The 13,747-nt window shown below is 52.4% G+C and carries 15 protein-coding genes and 1 riboswitch; of the genes, 3 read left to right on the forward strand and 12 right to left on the reverse strand.

Going from position 1 to position 13,747, the window contains the following annotated elements; translation table 11 throughout:
* Positions 1–61: 61 nt before the first annotated feature.
* Positions 62–265: a cold-shock protein gene (locus DEP07_RS21610; protein ID WP_063231283.1), complete on the reverse strand. Its 204-nt coding sequence runs from the start codon at positions 263–265 to the stop codon at positions 62–64.
* A gap of 428 nt (positions 266–693) precedes the next feature.
* Here DEP07_RS21610 and DEP07_RS21615 point away from each other — a divergent pair, with 428 nt between their 5' ends.
* Complete coding sequence (locus DEP07_RS21615; protein WP_281869196.1) at positions 694–1,041, forward strand: rhodanese-like domain-containing protein; 348 nt, start codon at positions 694–696, stop codon at positions 1,039–1,041.
* 84 nt (positions 1,042–1,125) lie between these two features.
* A riboswitch (cyclic di-AMP (ydaO/yuaA leader) is annotated at positions 1,126–1,284 on the forward strand.
* 7 nt (positions 1,285–1,291) lie between these two features.
* Positions 1,292–2,011 carry a CAP domain-containing protein gene (locus tag DEP07_RS21620; protein ID WP_173597372.1) on the forward strand — a complete coding sequence of 240 codons (720 nt, stop codon included), beginning with the start codon at positions 1,292–1,294 and terminating at the stop codon, positions 2,009–2,011.
* A 67-nt stretch (positions 2,012–2,078) separates the two neighbouring features.
* On the opposite strand, the gene DEP07_RS21625 is transcribed toward DEP07_RS21620, so the two are convergent.
* From DEP07_RS21625 to def, 3 genes are all read right to left on the reverse strand, one after another.
* Positions 2,079–2,237 (reverse strand): hypothetical protein, encoded by a 159-nt coding sequence (locus tag DEP07_RS21625; RefSeq protein ID WP_167470398.1) that lies wholly within the window; start codon positions 2,235–2,237, stop codon positions 2,079–2,081.
* 148 nt (positions 2,238–2,385) lie between these two features.
* A complete protein-coding gene (locus DEP07_RS21630) occupies positions 2,386–3,396 on the reverse strand; it encodes a homoserine dehydrogenase (RefSeq protein WP_287102997.1) in 1,011 nt (336 codons plus the stop codon).
* Between the two features lie 39 nt (positions 3,397–3,435).
* The gene (def, locus tag DEP07_RS21635; RefSeq protein ID WP_173599332.1) at positions 3,436–3,966 is read right to left on the reverse strand and encodes a peptide deformylase; all 531 of its coding nucleotides are present in this window, start codon (positions 3,964–3,966) and stop codon (positions 3,436–3,438) included.
* Positions 3,967–4,145: 179 nt separating this feature from the next.
* Here def and DEP07_RS21640 point away from each other — a divergent pair, with 179 nt between their 5' ends.
* Positions 4,146–5,453 (forward strand): aminotransferase class I/II-fold pyridoxal phosphate-dependent enzyme, encoded by a 1,308-nt coding sequence (locus DEP07_RS21640; protein WP_122966849.1) that lies wholly within the window; start codon positions 4,146–4,148, stop codon positions 5,451–5,453.
* Between the two features lie 22 nt (positions 5,454–5,475).
* On the opposite strand, the gene DEP07_RS21645 is transcribed toward DEP07_RS21640, so the two are convergent.
* The 8 genes from DEP07_RS21645 to DEP07_RS21680 all read right to left on the reverse strand — a co-directional run bounded on the left by DEP07_RS21645 (position 5,476) and on the right by DEP07_RS21680 (position 13,743).
* Entirely contained in the window at positions 5,476–5,607 is a 132-nt protein-coding gene (locus DEP07_RS21645) for a hypothetical protein (RefSeq protein ID WP_287102998.1), read from the reverse strand.
* A 68-nt stretch (positions 5,608–5,675) separates the two neighbouring features.
* Positions 5,676–6,575 (reverse strand): DMT family transporter, encoded by a 900-nt coding sequence (locus tag DEP07_RS21650; protein ID WP_287102999.1) that lies wholly within the window; start codon positions 6,573–6,575, stop codon positions 5,676–5,678.
* Positions 6,576–6,642: 67 nt separating this feature from the next.
* Entirely contained in the window at positions 6,643–7,815 is a 1,173-nt protein-coding gene (locus DEP07_RS21655) for an acyltransferase (protein WP_287103000.1), read from the reverse strand.
* Between the two features lie 195 nt (positions 7,816–8,010).
* Positions 8,011–9,180 (reverse strand): Ger(x)C family spore germination protein, encoded by a 1,170-nt coding sequence (locus DEP07_RS21660; RefSeq protein ID WP_173599330.1) that lies wholly within the window; start codon positions 9,178–9,180, stop codon positions 8,011–8,013.
* A complete protein-coding gene (locus tag DEP07_RS21665) occupies positions 9,177–9,944 on the reverse strand; it encodes a YqjF family protein (RefSeq protein ID WP_173599329.1) in 768 nt (255 codons plus the stop codon). The genes DEP07_RS21660 and DEP07_RS21665 overlap by 4 nt, the downstream gene beginning before the upstream one ends.
* Positions 9,945–9,976: 32 nt before the next feature.
* Positions 9,977–11,404 carry an FMN-binding glutamate synthase family protein gene (locus DEP07_RS21670; RefSeq protein WP_173599328.1) on the reverse strand — a complete coding sequence of 476 codons (1,428 nt, stop codon included), beginning with the start codon at positions 11,402–11,404 and terminating at the stop codon, positions 9,977–9,979.
* Between the two features lie 51 nt (positions 11,405–11,455).
* On the reverse strand, positions 11,456–12,640 hold the full coding sequence (locus DEP07_RS21675) for a Ger(x)C family spore germination protein (protein ID WP_173599327.1): 1,185 nt from the start codon (positions 12,638–12,640) through the stop codon (positions 11,456–11,458).
* Positions 12,637–13,743, reverse strand: a complete 1,107-nt coding sequence (locus DEP07_RS21680) for a GerAB/ArcD/ProY family transporter (RefSeq protein WP_122966855.1) — start codon at positions 13,741–13,743, stop codon at positions 12,637–12,639. The genes DEP07_RS21675 and DEP07_RS21680 overlap by 4 nt, the downstream gene beginning before the upstream one ends.
* Between the last annotated feature and the right edge of the window lie 4 nt (positions 13,744–13,747).

Here is a 13,747-nt window from a genome sequence, read left to right on the forward strand (position 1 = left end):
CATGCTGGGCGCACCAAAAAAGAAACTGCCCACTCAGGACAGTTTCTTTTATAAAGGAGGTTTACAGTTTTGTTACGTTCTCAGCTTGTGGGCCACGGTTGCCAGTTACGATGTTGAACTGAACGCGTTGACCTTCTTCCAAAGTTTTGAAGCCGTCACCTTGGATTGCGCTGTAGTGTACGAAAACGTCGTCTCCGCCTTCTACTTGAATAAAGCCATAACCTTTTTCTGCGTTAAACCATTTAACTGTTCCGTTCGATTGCATGTAAAAAAACCTCCAAAAGTCAATTTGAATATGCAGTCATATTTACCGAGGCAAATAAAGCTCACATATCATGAAGAAATACTCCAACATCTGATTGCAATACGCCTTCATGATATGTGAATTTATTCTACTTCGACAATATGAAAGTGTCATAGGACGGAACTGCCATGTTAAAACCAAAACTTTTTGAAAACCTAAAACGACGAAAGCCCTTCCTCTCTCCCATCCTTGCGGCTCCGATGACCGCGCCAGTGTGAATCGGGAATCCAAAAACGTTATCCATCAGCATCATTATGCACCTCGATGAATTAGGCTTAATTATTCAAGTAATACTATCATTCTATCATACAAATACGCTATAATCAACTATTTAGATGCTACACGGCCCGTTTCTCACCTGATACACTAAGGTTCTGGAGGGATGATTCATGTCAAAAGAAGTGTATACAAAGCAAGAAATCAAGCAACTTTTGGAAAAGGGTACTCCGATTTTGTTCCTTGATGTTCGCGACGAAGCCAAATTTCAGACAGGCAGTGTGGAAAGCAAATTCGCTGACACGCGAAATGTTCCTTACGTGCACATGCTTGCGCAGGGCGACAAACTATTAGATGAAGAAACAGAACGGGCCGTCAAAGAAAGACAGATCATCACTGTATGCACAACGGGAAATAAAGCCCAAAAAGCGGCAGCTTTGCTGCGCGAGCACGGATATGAGGCAAAAGCGCTGCTCGGCGGATTGACAGCGTGGAAGGACGACGAAGACGAAGCGAAATAAACGCACTAGCACCAACGTTTCCAGCAGATTGGCAGATATTACTCCTTTATTTCGGGCGGGATGGTCTGATATTCTGGGTCATGCCAAACCAATACGCCGAAACTTCCTCACGAATGGAAGTGCGGGGGATCTTTTACGCGGATCAACAAAATCCGCTATGGGGTGAATCGCTCGAAGGAGCGTAGGGTTGTTTTCTCAACCCGAATCCGACAACTAACCTCGTAGGCCAAAAAAAGGAGACGATGTGAATATGAAACGTTTTGGAGCTACTGCCATCGCCATGACTCTGGGATTGGGCTTGGCCTTGACCGGATTTACTACTTCTGCTTCTGCTGCAACTTCCGCAAACTGCCCGTTGAAAAACGGTAACAGTACACCATATCAATTTTCCTATCAATGGATTCCATATGCGGGACAATTGCCTTTTGCATCCAATGCCCAGCAAAATCAGGTTGTTGTTCCACCAGTAAAGCAAGTACCTGTTCAGCAGCAGCCAGTGCAAAAGCCCGTACAAAAACCAGCGCAAACAGCACCGCAAGCACCTGCGCAACCAGTTGCAACTACACCTGCGGCTCCAACCGGACAAGCTGACCAGGCTAAAACAGGAGATTTCGCCAAGCAAGTCGCTGATCTCGTCAATCAGGAACGCGCAAAAGCAGGACTGGCTCCCGTGACGATGGACGCTTCTTTGTCCAAAGTGGCACTTGCAAAAGCAGCGGACATGTCGAACAACAACTACTTCGACCATACAAGCCCTACGTACGGTTCGCCATTTGACATGATGAAGCAGTTTGGCATCTCTTATATGACTGCGGGCGAGAACATCGCCATGGGTCAACGCAGCCCTGAAGAAGTCATGACGCAATGGATGAACAGTGATGGCCACCGCAAAAACATTATGAACCCGGCCTTTACCAAAATCGGTGTCGGATACACGAACGGCTACTGGGTTCAAGAATTTATCGGATAAAACAATCGTTTCACACGAAAGCCGGGTTTCTCTTCGCACAAAGAGACCCGGCTTTTCTCGTGTGGAGCTAGCCTTGCTCCGTATTTGCCGCGTTTTTCGCTTCGGGGGTGCAGCCGCAACCTTTCTGCTCGTCAAACAGAGCGACATCCTTTTGGTTCATCTTCTGTTTGGTCGGATAGGCAGAAACTTGTTGCAGTTCGGCATTGACATCAGATGATTGTTTCATCGTATGGCCCCCTCGCCGCTAATTTGGATATAGTTTGTGTTTGTGGTACATCGGTAGTATGCGCGTGAAAGCAGCAAATACATGCCTGCCGATCGCTGGAAAAGAGACGAAGCTTGCTCAGAGCTGTTGCCGTTTAGGAACTGCGCTTTTACTTGCTGAGAATATGTTCCAGGTCTTTCAGCGCTGCGGCTGCCGCTGCTACAGGGTCTGACTTCCCGCCGACCACCATCACCTCTCCCATCACATCGGTTTCGACCCGAATCGCCTTCGTAGTGCCTTTTACACGGGCAAAAGGGTGGCTCGCTTCAACCGCTTTCAATTCTACAGCCGCTTGAATCCCGTCCGCAGTCGGCCTGATCGTCCCGACCAGCTTGGGCACACGCCCGCTTTGTTTCCACTCCGCTATTTGTTCTGGTGTCACCTCGCGTACGCTGGCCCGCGGGATGTCGGACAGCTTGATTGGAGCAGCGAACGCAGCATTGGCCAAAATCGTCAGCTTGGATGCGGTGTCAAAGCCTTCGATGTCATATGTCGGGTCAGGCTCTGCGATTCCCATCGCTTGCGCCCGCCGGATCGCCTCTTCGCTGCTGATCCCTTCTTCCATCATGCTCGTCAGCACAAAATTGGTCGTTCCGGTAAAAATGCCTTCTACGTGCCTGATTTCACAGCCAGCCAAATTGTAGGTAAACAGGTCGATGGTCGGCAAAGCCGCCGCAGTCGCCCCGCTGATTTTCAACTGGACGCCTTGCTCTTTTGCCAAAGCGGACAAGCCGCTGTAATCGACGACGAGCGCACCTTTTGACACGGCAATGGCGTGCATTCCTTTTGTAAGCGCCTGGCGGATAAAGCCAAGGCTCGCTCCTCCCGTTTGGACATCGGACGGCCCGGCTTCGATCAAGATGTCCGCTTCTGTTTTCGCCAACCATGCTTCGGCGTTCCATGCCGAATCAACCGCTTTCTTTTCTTGGGCAAATGCGTTCAAGCCCTCTTCCGCAAGTCCATGCGGATCGTATAAGCTGCCAATTGAGCGGGCGACGCCGACAAGCCTGACGTCGGCCTGGTACAACTGGCGGTAACGGTCCTTACGTTCTTGCAGCAGTCGCGCGATTTGCTTGCCTACGGTTCCGAACCCTGTTAATACGATGTTCCAACGCTTCATTTGTCATTCTCCTTGTTGTCACAAAACATCAAGCGCTTGTCATGCTTGTCGGTAGACGTCTCTTCTGTATGCCAGGATCGCATTGGCGTCTTTTGGCCTGAGCTGTTTGCCCGTTTTCGCAGAGTACAGTGCTTCTACGTGATCGATGAACAAAATTCCTTCCAGATGATCCAGCTCATGCTGAAGACAACGCGCGAAAAAATCTTCTGCCTCAAAGACGTGCTTCTCGCCGCTGCGCGTCTCTGTCCGCACTTTTACAGAGCGTGCCCGACTCACGATCCCGATCACCCCCGGAATCGACAGGCAAGCTTCTGGACCTATCTGAACGCCGCTCACGTCCACAATCTCCGGGTTGATCAGCTCGACAAGGCCGCTGCCGCAATCCAGCACAACCAGCCGCTGCAAAACGCCGATTTGCACAGCCGACAATCCGGCCCGTCCTTTTTTGGCGTACAGCGTATGCTTCATGTCTTGCAAAATCGTTTCTGTCTGGGGAGTCATGGATGTCACTTTTCTCGACCTGTCGCGCAAAATCGGATTCCCTAATAGAACGATACTCCGTTCTGCCATCGGTACAATCCCTCCTGCCCCTCTATGTGTTTACAACGTAGCAAACGTTTTCACCCATTGTCAAAAGAATCCGTTCAAAAATCTGAAAAATCCCTGCCTGCTAGATGACAAATGCATGTAGATGCGCTATCTTTATTGTTGATGATAAACAGATGTTCCAAAGGAAGAGGGAGGCTACCATGCATTCACTGGCATCACAGCTGAATGAGACGATTCAGCGGGAAAATCCACACGTTTTTGAGATGATGTCCAACATCGGCAAGCTGATTTACTTTCCAAAAGAAGGAATTCTGAGCCAATCGGCTGAAGCGAAAGCAAAAGCGAAAAAATACAATGCAACAATTGGGATCGCCCTGGAAAACGGCCAACCGATGCACCTGAAAGTGATTCAAGACAATCTGTCGGCCTATGCGCCAAAAGATTTGTACGAGTACGCTCCTCCCGCCGGAAAGCCTGAGCTGCGTGCAGCATGGCGGCAAAAAATGATGGAGGAACAGCCTTCGCTGGCGAACCTGACGTTCAGCAATCCGATTGTCACCAACGCTTTGACCCACGGCCTGAGCGTGGTTGCAGACCTGTTTGCGGACAACGGCGACAGCGTCATCATCCCGGACAAAAACTGGGAAAACTACGAGCTGACTTTCTCCATCCGTCGCGGTGCTGAAATGGTCTACTATCCATTGTATAACGATGAGATGAAGTTTAATGCCTCCGGATTGCGTGAAGCGATTTTGGCGCAAAAAGATAAAGGAAAAGCGATTGTCGTCCTGAACTTCCCGAACAACCCGACAGGGTACACGCCAGGGGCAGAAGAAGGCCGTCAAATCGTGGCAGCGCTCAAAGAAGGAGCAGAAGCGGGCATCAACATCGTAGCCGTAACAGACGATGCGTACTTTGGCCTGTTCTTCGAAGACTCCATGCACGAGTCGCTGTTCCCTAGCCTGGCAAACGTACATCCGCGCATCCTCCCTATTAAAGTAGATGGCGCGACCAAAGAAGAATACGTTTGGGGCTTCCGCGTCGGCTTTATCACATATGCAGCTCCTTCCAGCGACCTGCTCGCCGCGCTGGAGCAAAAAACATTGGGCATTATCCGCGCAACCATTTCCAGCGGATCTCACCCATCGCAAACATTCGTCCTGCAAGCTCTCACCTCTCCTGAGTTCAAGGCACAAAAACAGGAGAAGCTGGAAATCATGAGAGGCCGCGCCAACCGCGTGAAGCAACTGCTCGACAGCGGCAAATTCGACGACGCCTGGGGCTACTATCCGTTCAACTCCGGTTACTTCATGTGCCTCAAGCTGAAAACCGTCGAAGCGGAAGCATTGCGCCAGCACTTGCTGGAACAGTACGGCGTAGGTACGATCGCTCTCGGCCAAACCGATCTGCGCATCGCTTTCTCTTGCATCGAAGAGGACAACATCGACGATCTGTTCCAATTGATCTACAGCGGCGTCAAAGACTTGGAAAAAGCAGTGGCAAAATAAGCACAAAAAGCGTTTTGGCCCTCTAGCCAAAGCGCTTTTTTTCTTGTCTGCCGCGATGTTTCTGCTGTTTTTCCACGAGCGTCACCAGCCCGATGAACGGAAAGCCTGACGCGTAAATCCCGCCGAGAATCGAAAAGCTCGCGCCGCCAATCACGGCTCGACGACTCCGCCCAGCTAGGTCAACCCCTGCCGCGGCTTATTCATATTTTTCAACAAACTGAATTATCCCTCTATTTTCGTCTCGGTACCCCGAATCCGCTGCGTTCCTGCAAAAATCGAGGCAAGCACCAGAACCATCCCGACCCCATGCATCCACGTAAACGCTTCGTTCAAAAACAGCACGGCAACGAGCGCTGCGCTAATCGGCATCATTCCGGTAAACAAGCCAGCCTTGGATGCCTCCACCTTCGCCACTCCGTTGTACCAGAGGAAGAACGAGAGCACACTCGCCGTAACCGCGTAATAAAGCAACAGCCACCATATATGGGCCGGTACGGCTCCCCAATCGAAGCGAACCGCCTCCCAGATCGCAAACGGCAAAAACATGACAAAGCTGATGGCGTTGATCGCGGCGGTCATCTGAAACGGGGTAATTTTGCCTGACAAGCGCTTGGCAAAAATCGTGAACAGCGCTTCGCTGACGACAGCCAAAAACACAAGCAGGTTGCCCAGCATACTCGCCAGCGACTGCTCCTGTGCTCCTCCCGTAAACGTAATCAGGCTGATTCCGCCCACGGAAAGGGCAAGCGCCAGCATGTTGTTCAGTTGAAGCTTTTCCTTGAGAATCCAGAAGGAAAACAGAGCGATGCAGGCTGGAACCGTGCTCGTAATAATCCCTGCGGCTGTAGCGGTCGTCCACTGCACGCCGTACAGCATGCAAACACTGAACAGAAAGACGCCGAAAAACGACTGCCAGAACAGGACGCTCCCCTCTTCCTTGCTCCAGGACGACTTCCACTCGCCGCGCCAAAAGAGCAACGGCAGCAAAATCGCGATCGCGATCAGGAACCGCAGCTCGGAAAACAGGAAAACGGGCACGTGCGAAACCATTTCTTTTCCGATGGAAATGTTCATTCCTACCAATGCCATTGATAGGGCCAACTGAATGTAGGCGAACAGCATGGGGTAATTCTTTCCTCCTCTCGTACTCCTACTACTGTTCCATCCACACGTGCCGAAATCCTCTCCATTATCCTGCGTGTGGCAGCTGTTTTTTCGCAGGTTCACTCACCCGTTTTTTCTCGGCAGCTCCTACGAGCAGAGCGCCAAACGGCAGTCTTCCCAGCCCGTACGACAGGAAAAACGAAACAGCGGCGCACAGGACAAAAACGACCAGACTGCCGATCACTCCCGTGTGAAACAAACCGATGCCGCGCACGGCTTTCATAAGGTAAGTCAAGACCAGCGCGTGCATCAAATAAGCGCCGTACGAATACTTGCCGACAAGGCTGAGCCAATGCGTCACAGCCAATTGCTTTTTCCCGATCAAGAGCGCCAAGCCGTAAACGCCAAGAAGCGACGCCACCGTGTACAAAAACATGGACGGCTTGAGCGATGTCGCCACATTCAGGCTAATGCTTCCGCTGGCAAACACCTGAAGCAGCTCGTAGCCAATCCAGCCGTACAACAGGCAAAACGCTGCCGCAATCCACATCCAGCGCTTGCCGATCCATGCGCGGAAAGCAGGCAAAGCCACAGCTGCCACGCCCCCCAACAAAAAGTAAAAGAAGTAGTAGAAAGCGTTGCGGTCGCGGTACTTGATCATGTACAGCTCAAGCGGCCCGCCGCCAAAGTCGGCCATATGCGCAGGAACGTAGCGAGCCGAAAACCACATCAAGCCGCCGTATACGACAGCAAGCAAGGCGCCGACCACGACAAACCGGGTGCGATTCACGACGAGACGATGCAAAAAGCGAAACAGCTTTTGCCACAGCGGATAAAGCAAATAAAACTGGAAGATCATGACGACAAACCATAAATGGTAGGAGGAGGTTCCCGTCACGAGGTTTTTGATCACCGTCCGGAAAAAGCTGCTCTCCCATCCTTGCGGCCATGTTTGCAGAGACATGTAAACCGCCGACCAGATCCCGTATGGCACCAAAATTTCCGTTACCCGCTTGCGCATAAAGCCGATGTAGTTCACCTTTTCACAATAGTTGTAAAATAACACCAACCCCGTGATGAAAATAAAGGCCGGAACGGCGAATTTTAGCAAGTGAAACAACATTCCGTATACGATAGCCGTCTGTTCGCTCAAGCCCTGCTCTCTGATAAAAATGCCGATGACGTGTTGATAGACGACAGCGAGAAAGGCAAAGCCGCGAATGAGATCCAGTTCGGCTATGCGTTCTTTGCGACTCATGAAACTACCAGATCCTTCCTGTATGATTAACAAGTGTCATCCTATCATCATAACCATCCCGCCTGCGCCAAGCAAGTCCGCATACGGGGTACTCGTCTGGTTAAAAAAGCCTATGTTTATCCCGCTTTTGGCCTTCGCGCACACAAAAAAACCGACGTCGTGGCGTGACATCGGTCTTTTAGCACATGTCCTATCTTAGTTTGTTTGTACTTCTGCCTCAGGCAAGCCGCCAGGGACGGAAATCAGACCGGGCCGCCGGATGAAAGCCTTGATCTTTGTTTCCACTTCCAGCTCGGAAAATACTTGGTCCCAGTTTTCGCGCACGGCTGCAAACTCCTTCGGGTATTTCCGGTGAAACTCCCGGCCGAAATTGACAATGTCTGCCTTGAACTCTTTTTGTACCTGGGAGAGGGCCAGCCTGATTCTCGTCTGGATGTCTTCGCGCATCCCTTCCTCTGCCCGGGCAATTTGCTCCGGAGTGTTCAAGGTCAGCTTTGTGCCATTTTGCACAATGTCTCCCTCTGTTTCAATATCGACGAGCATCTTCCATTTCCCGTTTTCAATCAGCGGTGTCAATTTGGTCTTTTCCCGAATCGGGTTTAGTGACACGAAGCCTCGCTCGTCTTTGATCTTGATCGTGACTGTCGTGCTCGATACCTCGTCTCTGAGCCATAGCACCCCTCGCGTCGTCCGGTCGGACAAAGCGCCGATCATTTTGCCGTTTTTGAACACGGCTGTGCCAAACAAATACGGATTGGTCGCTTGCGGACGCTCTTTTTTCGGCGGCTTCATCATGTCAATCATCGGCAAGGCGGCCGCATTCGTCGGACTTGCAAACATTTTCTGCAAATCGAGCAGCGTGACTTCAAGCCCGACCTCCAGTTCGGACAGCTTGCGCACGACTTCCGCCGAATAGCGTTCGAGCGGCGGCATAATCTTCAGCAGCTCGCTTGCTTTTCCTTTGCTTACATACATAAAAGCCCGGTTGCGCGGTTCCGGGTGGCGGGCGTAATAGTCGATATACTCTTCCAAGCCGTGCCTGGCCAGCTCTTGTCCGTAAATGTACACCTTGCAGTGGCCCCAGAACACCTTTCGCGGTATTTTTAGCTGCACTTTGGACATCGCGTCGGCAATATTGACGCCTTCCGCAGAACGGATCAGCGTCATCGCTTCGTTTGCTCCTCCATCCCCGCCGCTGAGTGAGCGCGGAACGAATACTTGCACAGACAGCTCCACAGCGCGATCCGATACGAAGTCCATTGCGACTGCTGTCACGAGCGCCACATCATTGATTTCGACGCGGTCCCAGCAGCCGCCAAGACAGGCACAGCATAGCCAAAGAACGAGGGCAAGCCGCTTCTTCATCGGCTGTTTTCTCCTTGCGTAGAAGAGATCAGCTTCTGCAGCGGCCAAACAAAGCTTTGAACCCCGCGGGCATACAGCATCAAATCGGGCTGCTCCTTTACGTCCAGCGAGAACGGCATCGGCATCGAGTTTTCGCGAAAGCGCGCTGCGGCTGTCTGTAACAGCCACGGCTCATGATACACGTCGGCGTAGTGCAGTTGGTTCGTGCGCTTGCACTGACAATAGAGCGTGTAGCGTTCCGTCAGCCAGTGCTCCAGCGTTCCCGACCGTGCTAGTATTGGCTCCGACACAGGCCAGTAGCTGCCGTGGAACACCGGCGAAGCGCCGCGAGCGGATAGGCGCCGGGACTGAAAATCGATCTGATTTTGCTCGGCGCGAAAGTCCATCCGCGCAGGATAATAAGGCAGCCGATACCAGTATTTGGCGATTTTTGTCACAAGCAGATGGGATGTGTCCAGAGACAAAAAGTAGACGCCCGCTTTCTCGCCTGCTTTCACATACGTTCGCACATTGATTTCGGGGAAGGAAGTGACGTACGGAACAGGGAACAGGCGACGGAGCCGCACTCCGGTCAGCAGAAAAGGAATGACGCTAATCCAGGCATGCCCACCGTATGTATCCAGTTCGAGGCCCGCCGGAATCAGGCTGCGCACCTGGTCGGGCGAGACAGCCCAGTGAGCGAACAGCAAATGCTCCCACGTCTGCGTCATCATCCAGCCTTTATGCTGTCGTTGTTCCTTGATCGGAATGATTCCCTGACTCATGCGAACCCCTCCCCAATTCCGTTTGCTCTTGCCTATATGCCGCTTTCCGCCGTTTCCGCAGACGTCTGGAAGGCAAGCGGTACTTTCGTCACTTTGCTCGTCAGCTCATCCAGGGCTACGAGATCGTCTGACGTCACTTCTTTTAAAGAGGTTTTCCCCATGGCAAGCAGCGCGATTTCCATTTCATCCACAAAAGCAAGCAAAAAATTCGTCAAATACTTGGCAGCCTGCTCCGGGTCGAATTTGTCCTTGAGCTTCCCCGGATAGTTCGTCAGCTCAGTCGGCGGCTCCCAGGGAATCGCCTTTGTCACCTGATCATGCGTCATCGCCCAGAGCATCGCCGTTCCCATGAAAATGCCGTCTGCCCCCAGCGCGATTGCCTTCAGACACTCGCCCGGAGTCGTATAGCCGCCGCCCGAGAGCAGTGTAATCTGGTCTTTGACCCCGCGCTCTTTCAAATAGTGAATCGCCCGGCTAAGCGCGTAAATCGTCGGCAAACCGAAGTCGTCCTCCAAAATCGGCGGGCCGCCCTTTGTCCCTGCCTGCCCACCATCAATACTGATAAAATCAACCCCAGCCTGGATGGAGATTTCCAAGTCTTGCTCCAGGACAGCGCTTGCGCATATTTTCACGCCAATCGGAATCCCGTCTGTCATCGTGCGCAGCTTGTCGACCAGCTTGCGCAAGTCTTCCGGGCTGTTGACTTCAGGCTGCCGGGACGGGATGACGACCATTTCTTCTCCCTCGACGCCCATCAATTGGCTGGCTTTGCCCGTGATGTACTCGCAAGGAATGAAGCTGGCTGCGGCTGCGGTCGCTCCTTGTCCGAAATGAATCTCAATCGCATCCGCCTGCCGCAATATTTCCGGTTCCTTGGACCATTTTCCCGAGTTGTACTGAATGATGAGGTGCTTGGCGTATTTGCGCTCCTCCGGCAAAAGCGGCCCTTCTCCCGTATTGCTCAACGATCCCGCTGCCGCCGCTCCTTTTGCCATGGCAATCTTTACACTTTCGCTGATCCCGATGCCAAATCCCATTGCTCCGGGCATCAAGGGGATATCCAATGTTAGCGGTCTTTTTGCCTTTGGGCCAATCGTCAGCTTCATGTCGACCTCGGCATCTTCATCAGCCGGCAGCACCGCCAGCTGGGCCGGAGAAAAAATCAAGCCATCAAAGTTGAGAAACTTGCGCGGACTGCCAAAAGGCCGCTCAATCGCTTGCCCTGTCGTCGCCCGCAGGCTGTTTTCCAGGACGTAGCGCGGGCTGACTTTGGTCAAGGCCGATACCATTTCAAAAATATTTTCCGGGTAGCGATCCGACATCAACCTTTTCATAAAGCGGCCGAGCAACCACTGTACCAGCGGGCGAAACGTGACAATTCCAAGAAGCGTAAACAAGATGCCTGCGACCAGCGTGCCAACAAAGGAGCCTATGAGAAAATCCAGCCACCTCCCACCCACTTCATCCACCTCCTGCGAGATTTGGTACGTTGCGTGGTACATGCTCGTTTGCTACTTTTCCGCTTTTCCATGCTCATCGGTTGAGCCAGCAGGTCGGGAAATCAGTCCGGGTCGGCGGACAGCGGCCTGAACCTGTATGTTCACATCAATTTGCGGGTAGAGCACGTCCCACATCGGTTTCGCTTGCTCCCACTCCTGCGGATACTTCCGGTGAAAAACAGCGGCAAAATTGCCCGCGTCCGCGTCAAACTCCTTTTGCAAATGAAAGAGAGCAAGCCTGATGCGCGACTTGATTTCGTCGTTGACCGATTTCTGCACGAGCGCGATGCTGCTCGGCTCCATCATGTTCAGCTTCGTCGCGTTTTCCACGATGTCGCCTTCCGTATCAATTTTGACCAAAATCGACCACTTTCCATTCGCAATGCGCGGAATCAGCTTGGTCGTCGCCCGAATCGGTACGACAGAGACAAGCCCTTGTCCCTCTGGCAGGTCTACGCTGATGGATGCCCGGGTGATTTCATTGCGCAGCCAGAGCAGCCCCCTCGTAGCTTTCGATGTCAAGACTCCTGCCAGCTTGTCCTGTTTAAAAATGGCGGTTCCGAGCAGCGGCGTGTTTTTCTGGATTTGCTCCTTGTCTTTCAATTTGTTCCCTTCCTGTATATAGGGAATGGCTACTGCTTGCGCCTCGCTTTTGAGCATGTTGCGAAAGTCGATCAAGGTTACAGGCATGCCGATATGCAGGCTCGCGTATTCGCGCAACGCTTCTGCTGTAGAGCGCTCCAGGACGCTTTCGATTCCGAGTGTCTCGACTGCTTTTCCTTTTGATATGTACAAATAGGCACGATTGCGTGGTTCAGGATGACGCACGAGAAAATCAATATGATCGGCTATCCCTTCCCGGGCGATCTCTTCGCCGAACAAATAAATTTTGCAGTGCCCCCAGAACACTTTGCGAGAGAGCTTCGCCTGCACTTTGGACATCGCGTCGGCAATATTGATTCCTTTTCCGCTCAGAACCGTGGTCAGCTCCCTGGTCGAGCTGCCCGTCGGCACTCCCAGCCCGCCTCCTCCCACTTCTTTTGGAATAAACACTTGGATGCTCAGGTCGATTTCGTCTTTTCCCGCCTTGTCCACAGCAGCAGCGGTAATGATTGCGAGGTCGTTGACTTCCGTCCGATCCCAGCATCCGCCAAGCAGCGCACAGGAAACCAGCAAAACCAGAACGACTCCTCTCATCCTGACGGAACCTCCTTCGCTTTGCTGCGCTTTCCACGCACGATTGCATAAAGCAGCAGGCAGCCCGGCCAGAAGCAGAAAGACCACGCGAGGATGGCGGGAATCGCAATCAGGGTGATCGCCCCCAGCTCCGCGAAGCTGGGGATTCCCCAAAAGCTGAACAGCACGATCAAAAAACCGATCGGCCAAATAAGCGGCTGGTAACAGGTGAGATTCAGGCATTGGGCTGTTCCCAGTACCGTCGCGTAGTAAAACATCGACACTTTGATAAAGGCGCCGATCACCCAGATCGCCATGACAGCCGATTCCATGTTCTCAAAAAAATCGGCAATACTCACATATCTGGCGGTATCCATGATCGGAAACAAAATATTCGGCAAAGCATCCCCCATCAAAAACAGCGTGACCAAATTGACGATAGTCATGGTAATCATCGCTCCTGCCACAGTCCACACCGCAGCTTTTGTCCCCTGCGGGCGATTGGCGAGCACCGGCAACAAGTACGAAATCAAAAACACTTCGCTGTACCAGCCGAGCGGCGTGATGGCCCCTTTGATCGACGGCAACAGTCCGCGATCGAGGACAGGAAACAAATTGCCGGGGTCCAGAGCAGGAAACACAAGGCCGATCATCAACAGCAGCGGAACAATGAACATCGGAAAGAAAACTTGCGCGGTTCGTCCGAGAACTTCGACCCCGCCTTTGACGGCAAAAGCACAGACGACAATCAGCGCGGACGAAATGACACTGAGCGGCGTTTCCTTCAAAAAAATCGCGATGAAATCCGCATACTCGCGCACGATGACGCCGCTTACCTGCAACAAGACGAGCAGGTACAAAAGGCCCATGATCGCAGATGGCACCGTTCCAGCGATTGCTTTTCCTTGCTCGATAATCGTCATGCCGGGAAACCGCTTATGCAGCTGGATCGCGATAAACACGCTGAGAAAGCCGATGAGCGATGACCAAAACGGCGTGAGCCACAAATCGTTCCGGGCCGCTTGAGCCATGACGTTAGGTCCTCCAAGCATCGCGGTAGACACGAGCACGGGATAGATAATCATCCCCATTTGCAAGGCTGAAATTTTTCCCGTTTCAAGCATAGTT

This window comes from Brevibacillus sp. (assembly GCF_003521185.1).
In the GTDB taxonomy this organism is placed as follows: Bacteria; Bacillota; Bacilli; order Brevibacillales; family Brevibacillaceae; genus Brevibacillus; species Brevibacillus parabrevis.

What these genes read in the sequence shown, in the direction of transcription:
- DEP07_RS21610 (WP_063231283.1), bottom strand. Translation starts at nt 265, where the DNA reads ATGCAATCGAACGGAACAGTTAAATGGTTTAACGCAGAAAAAGGTTAT.
- DEP07_RS21615 (WP_281869196.1), top strand. Translation starts at nt 694, where the DNA reads ATGTCAAAAGAAGTGTATACAAAGCAAGAAATCAAGCAACTTTTGGAA.
- DEP07_RS21620 (WP_173597372.1), top strand. Translation starts at nt 1,292, where the DNA reads ATGAAACGTTTTGGAGCTACTGCCATCGCCATGACTCTGGGATTGGGC.
- DEP07_RS21625 (WP_167470398.1), bottom strand. Translation starts at nt 2,237, where the DNA reads ATGAAACAATCATCTGATGTCAATGCCGAACTGCAACAAGTTTCTGCC.
- DEP07_RS21630 (WP_287102997.1), bottom strand. Translation starts at nt 3,396, where the DNA reads ATGAAGCGTTGGAACATCGTATTAACAGGGTTCGGAACCGTAGGCAAG.
- def (WP_173599332.1), bottom strand. Translation starts at nt 3,966, where the DNA reads ATGGCAGAACGGAGTATCGTTCTATTAGGGAATCCGATTTTGCGCGAC.
- DEP07_RS21640 (WP_122966849.1), top strand. Translation starts at nt 4,146, where the DNA reads ATGCATTCACTGGCATCACAGCTGAATGAGACGATTCAGCGGGAAAAT.
- DEP07_RS21650 (WP_287102999.1), bottom strand. Translation starts at nt 6,575, where the DNA reads ATGCTGTTCGCCTACATTCAGTTGGCCCTATCAATGGCATTGGTAGGA.
- DEP07_RS21655 (WP_287103000.1), bottom strand. Translation starts at nt 7,815, where the DNA reads ATGAGTCGCAAAGAACGCATAGCCGAACTGGATCTCATTCGCGGCTTT.
- DEP07_RS21660 (WP_173599330.1), bottom strand. Translation starts at nt 9,180, where the DNA reads ATGAAGAAGCGGCTTGCCCTCGTTCTTTGGCTATGCTGTGCCTGTCTT.
- DEP07_RS21665 (WP_173599329.1), bottom strand. Translation starts at nt 9,944, where the DNA reads ATGAGTCAGGGAATCATTCCGATCAAGGAACAACGACAGCATAAAGGC.
- DEP07_RS21675 (WP_173599327.1), bottom strand. Translation starts at nt 12,640, where the DNA reads ATGAGAGGAGTCGTTCTGGTTTTGCTGGTTTCCTGTGCGCTGCTTGGC.
- DEP07_RS21680 (WP_122966855.1), bottom strand. Translation starts at nt 13,743, where the DNA reads ATGCTTGAAACGGGAAAAATTTCAGCCTTGCAAATGGGGATGATTATC.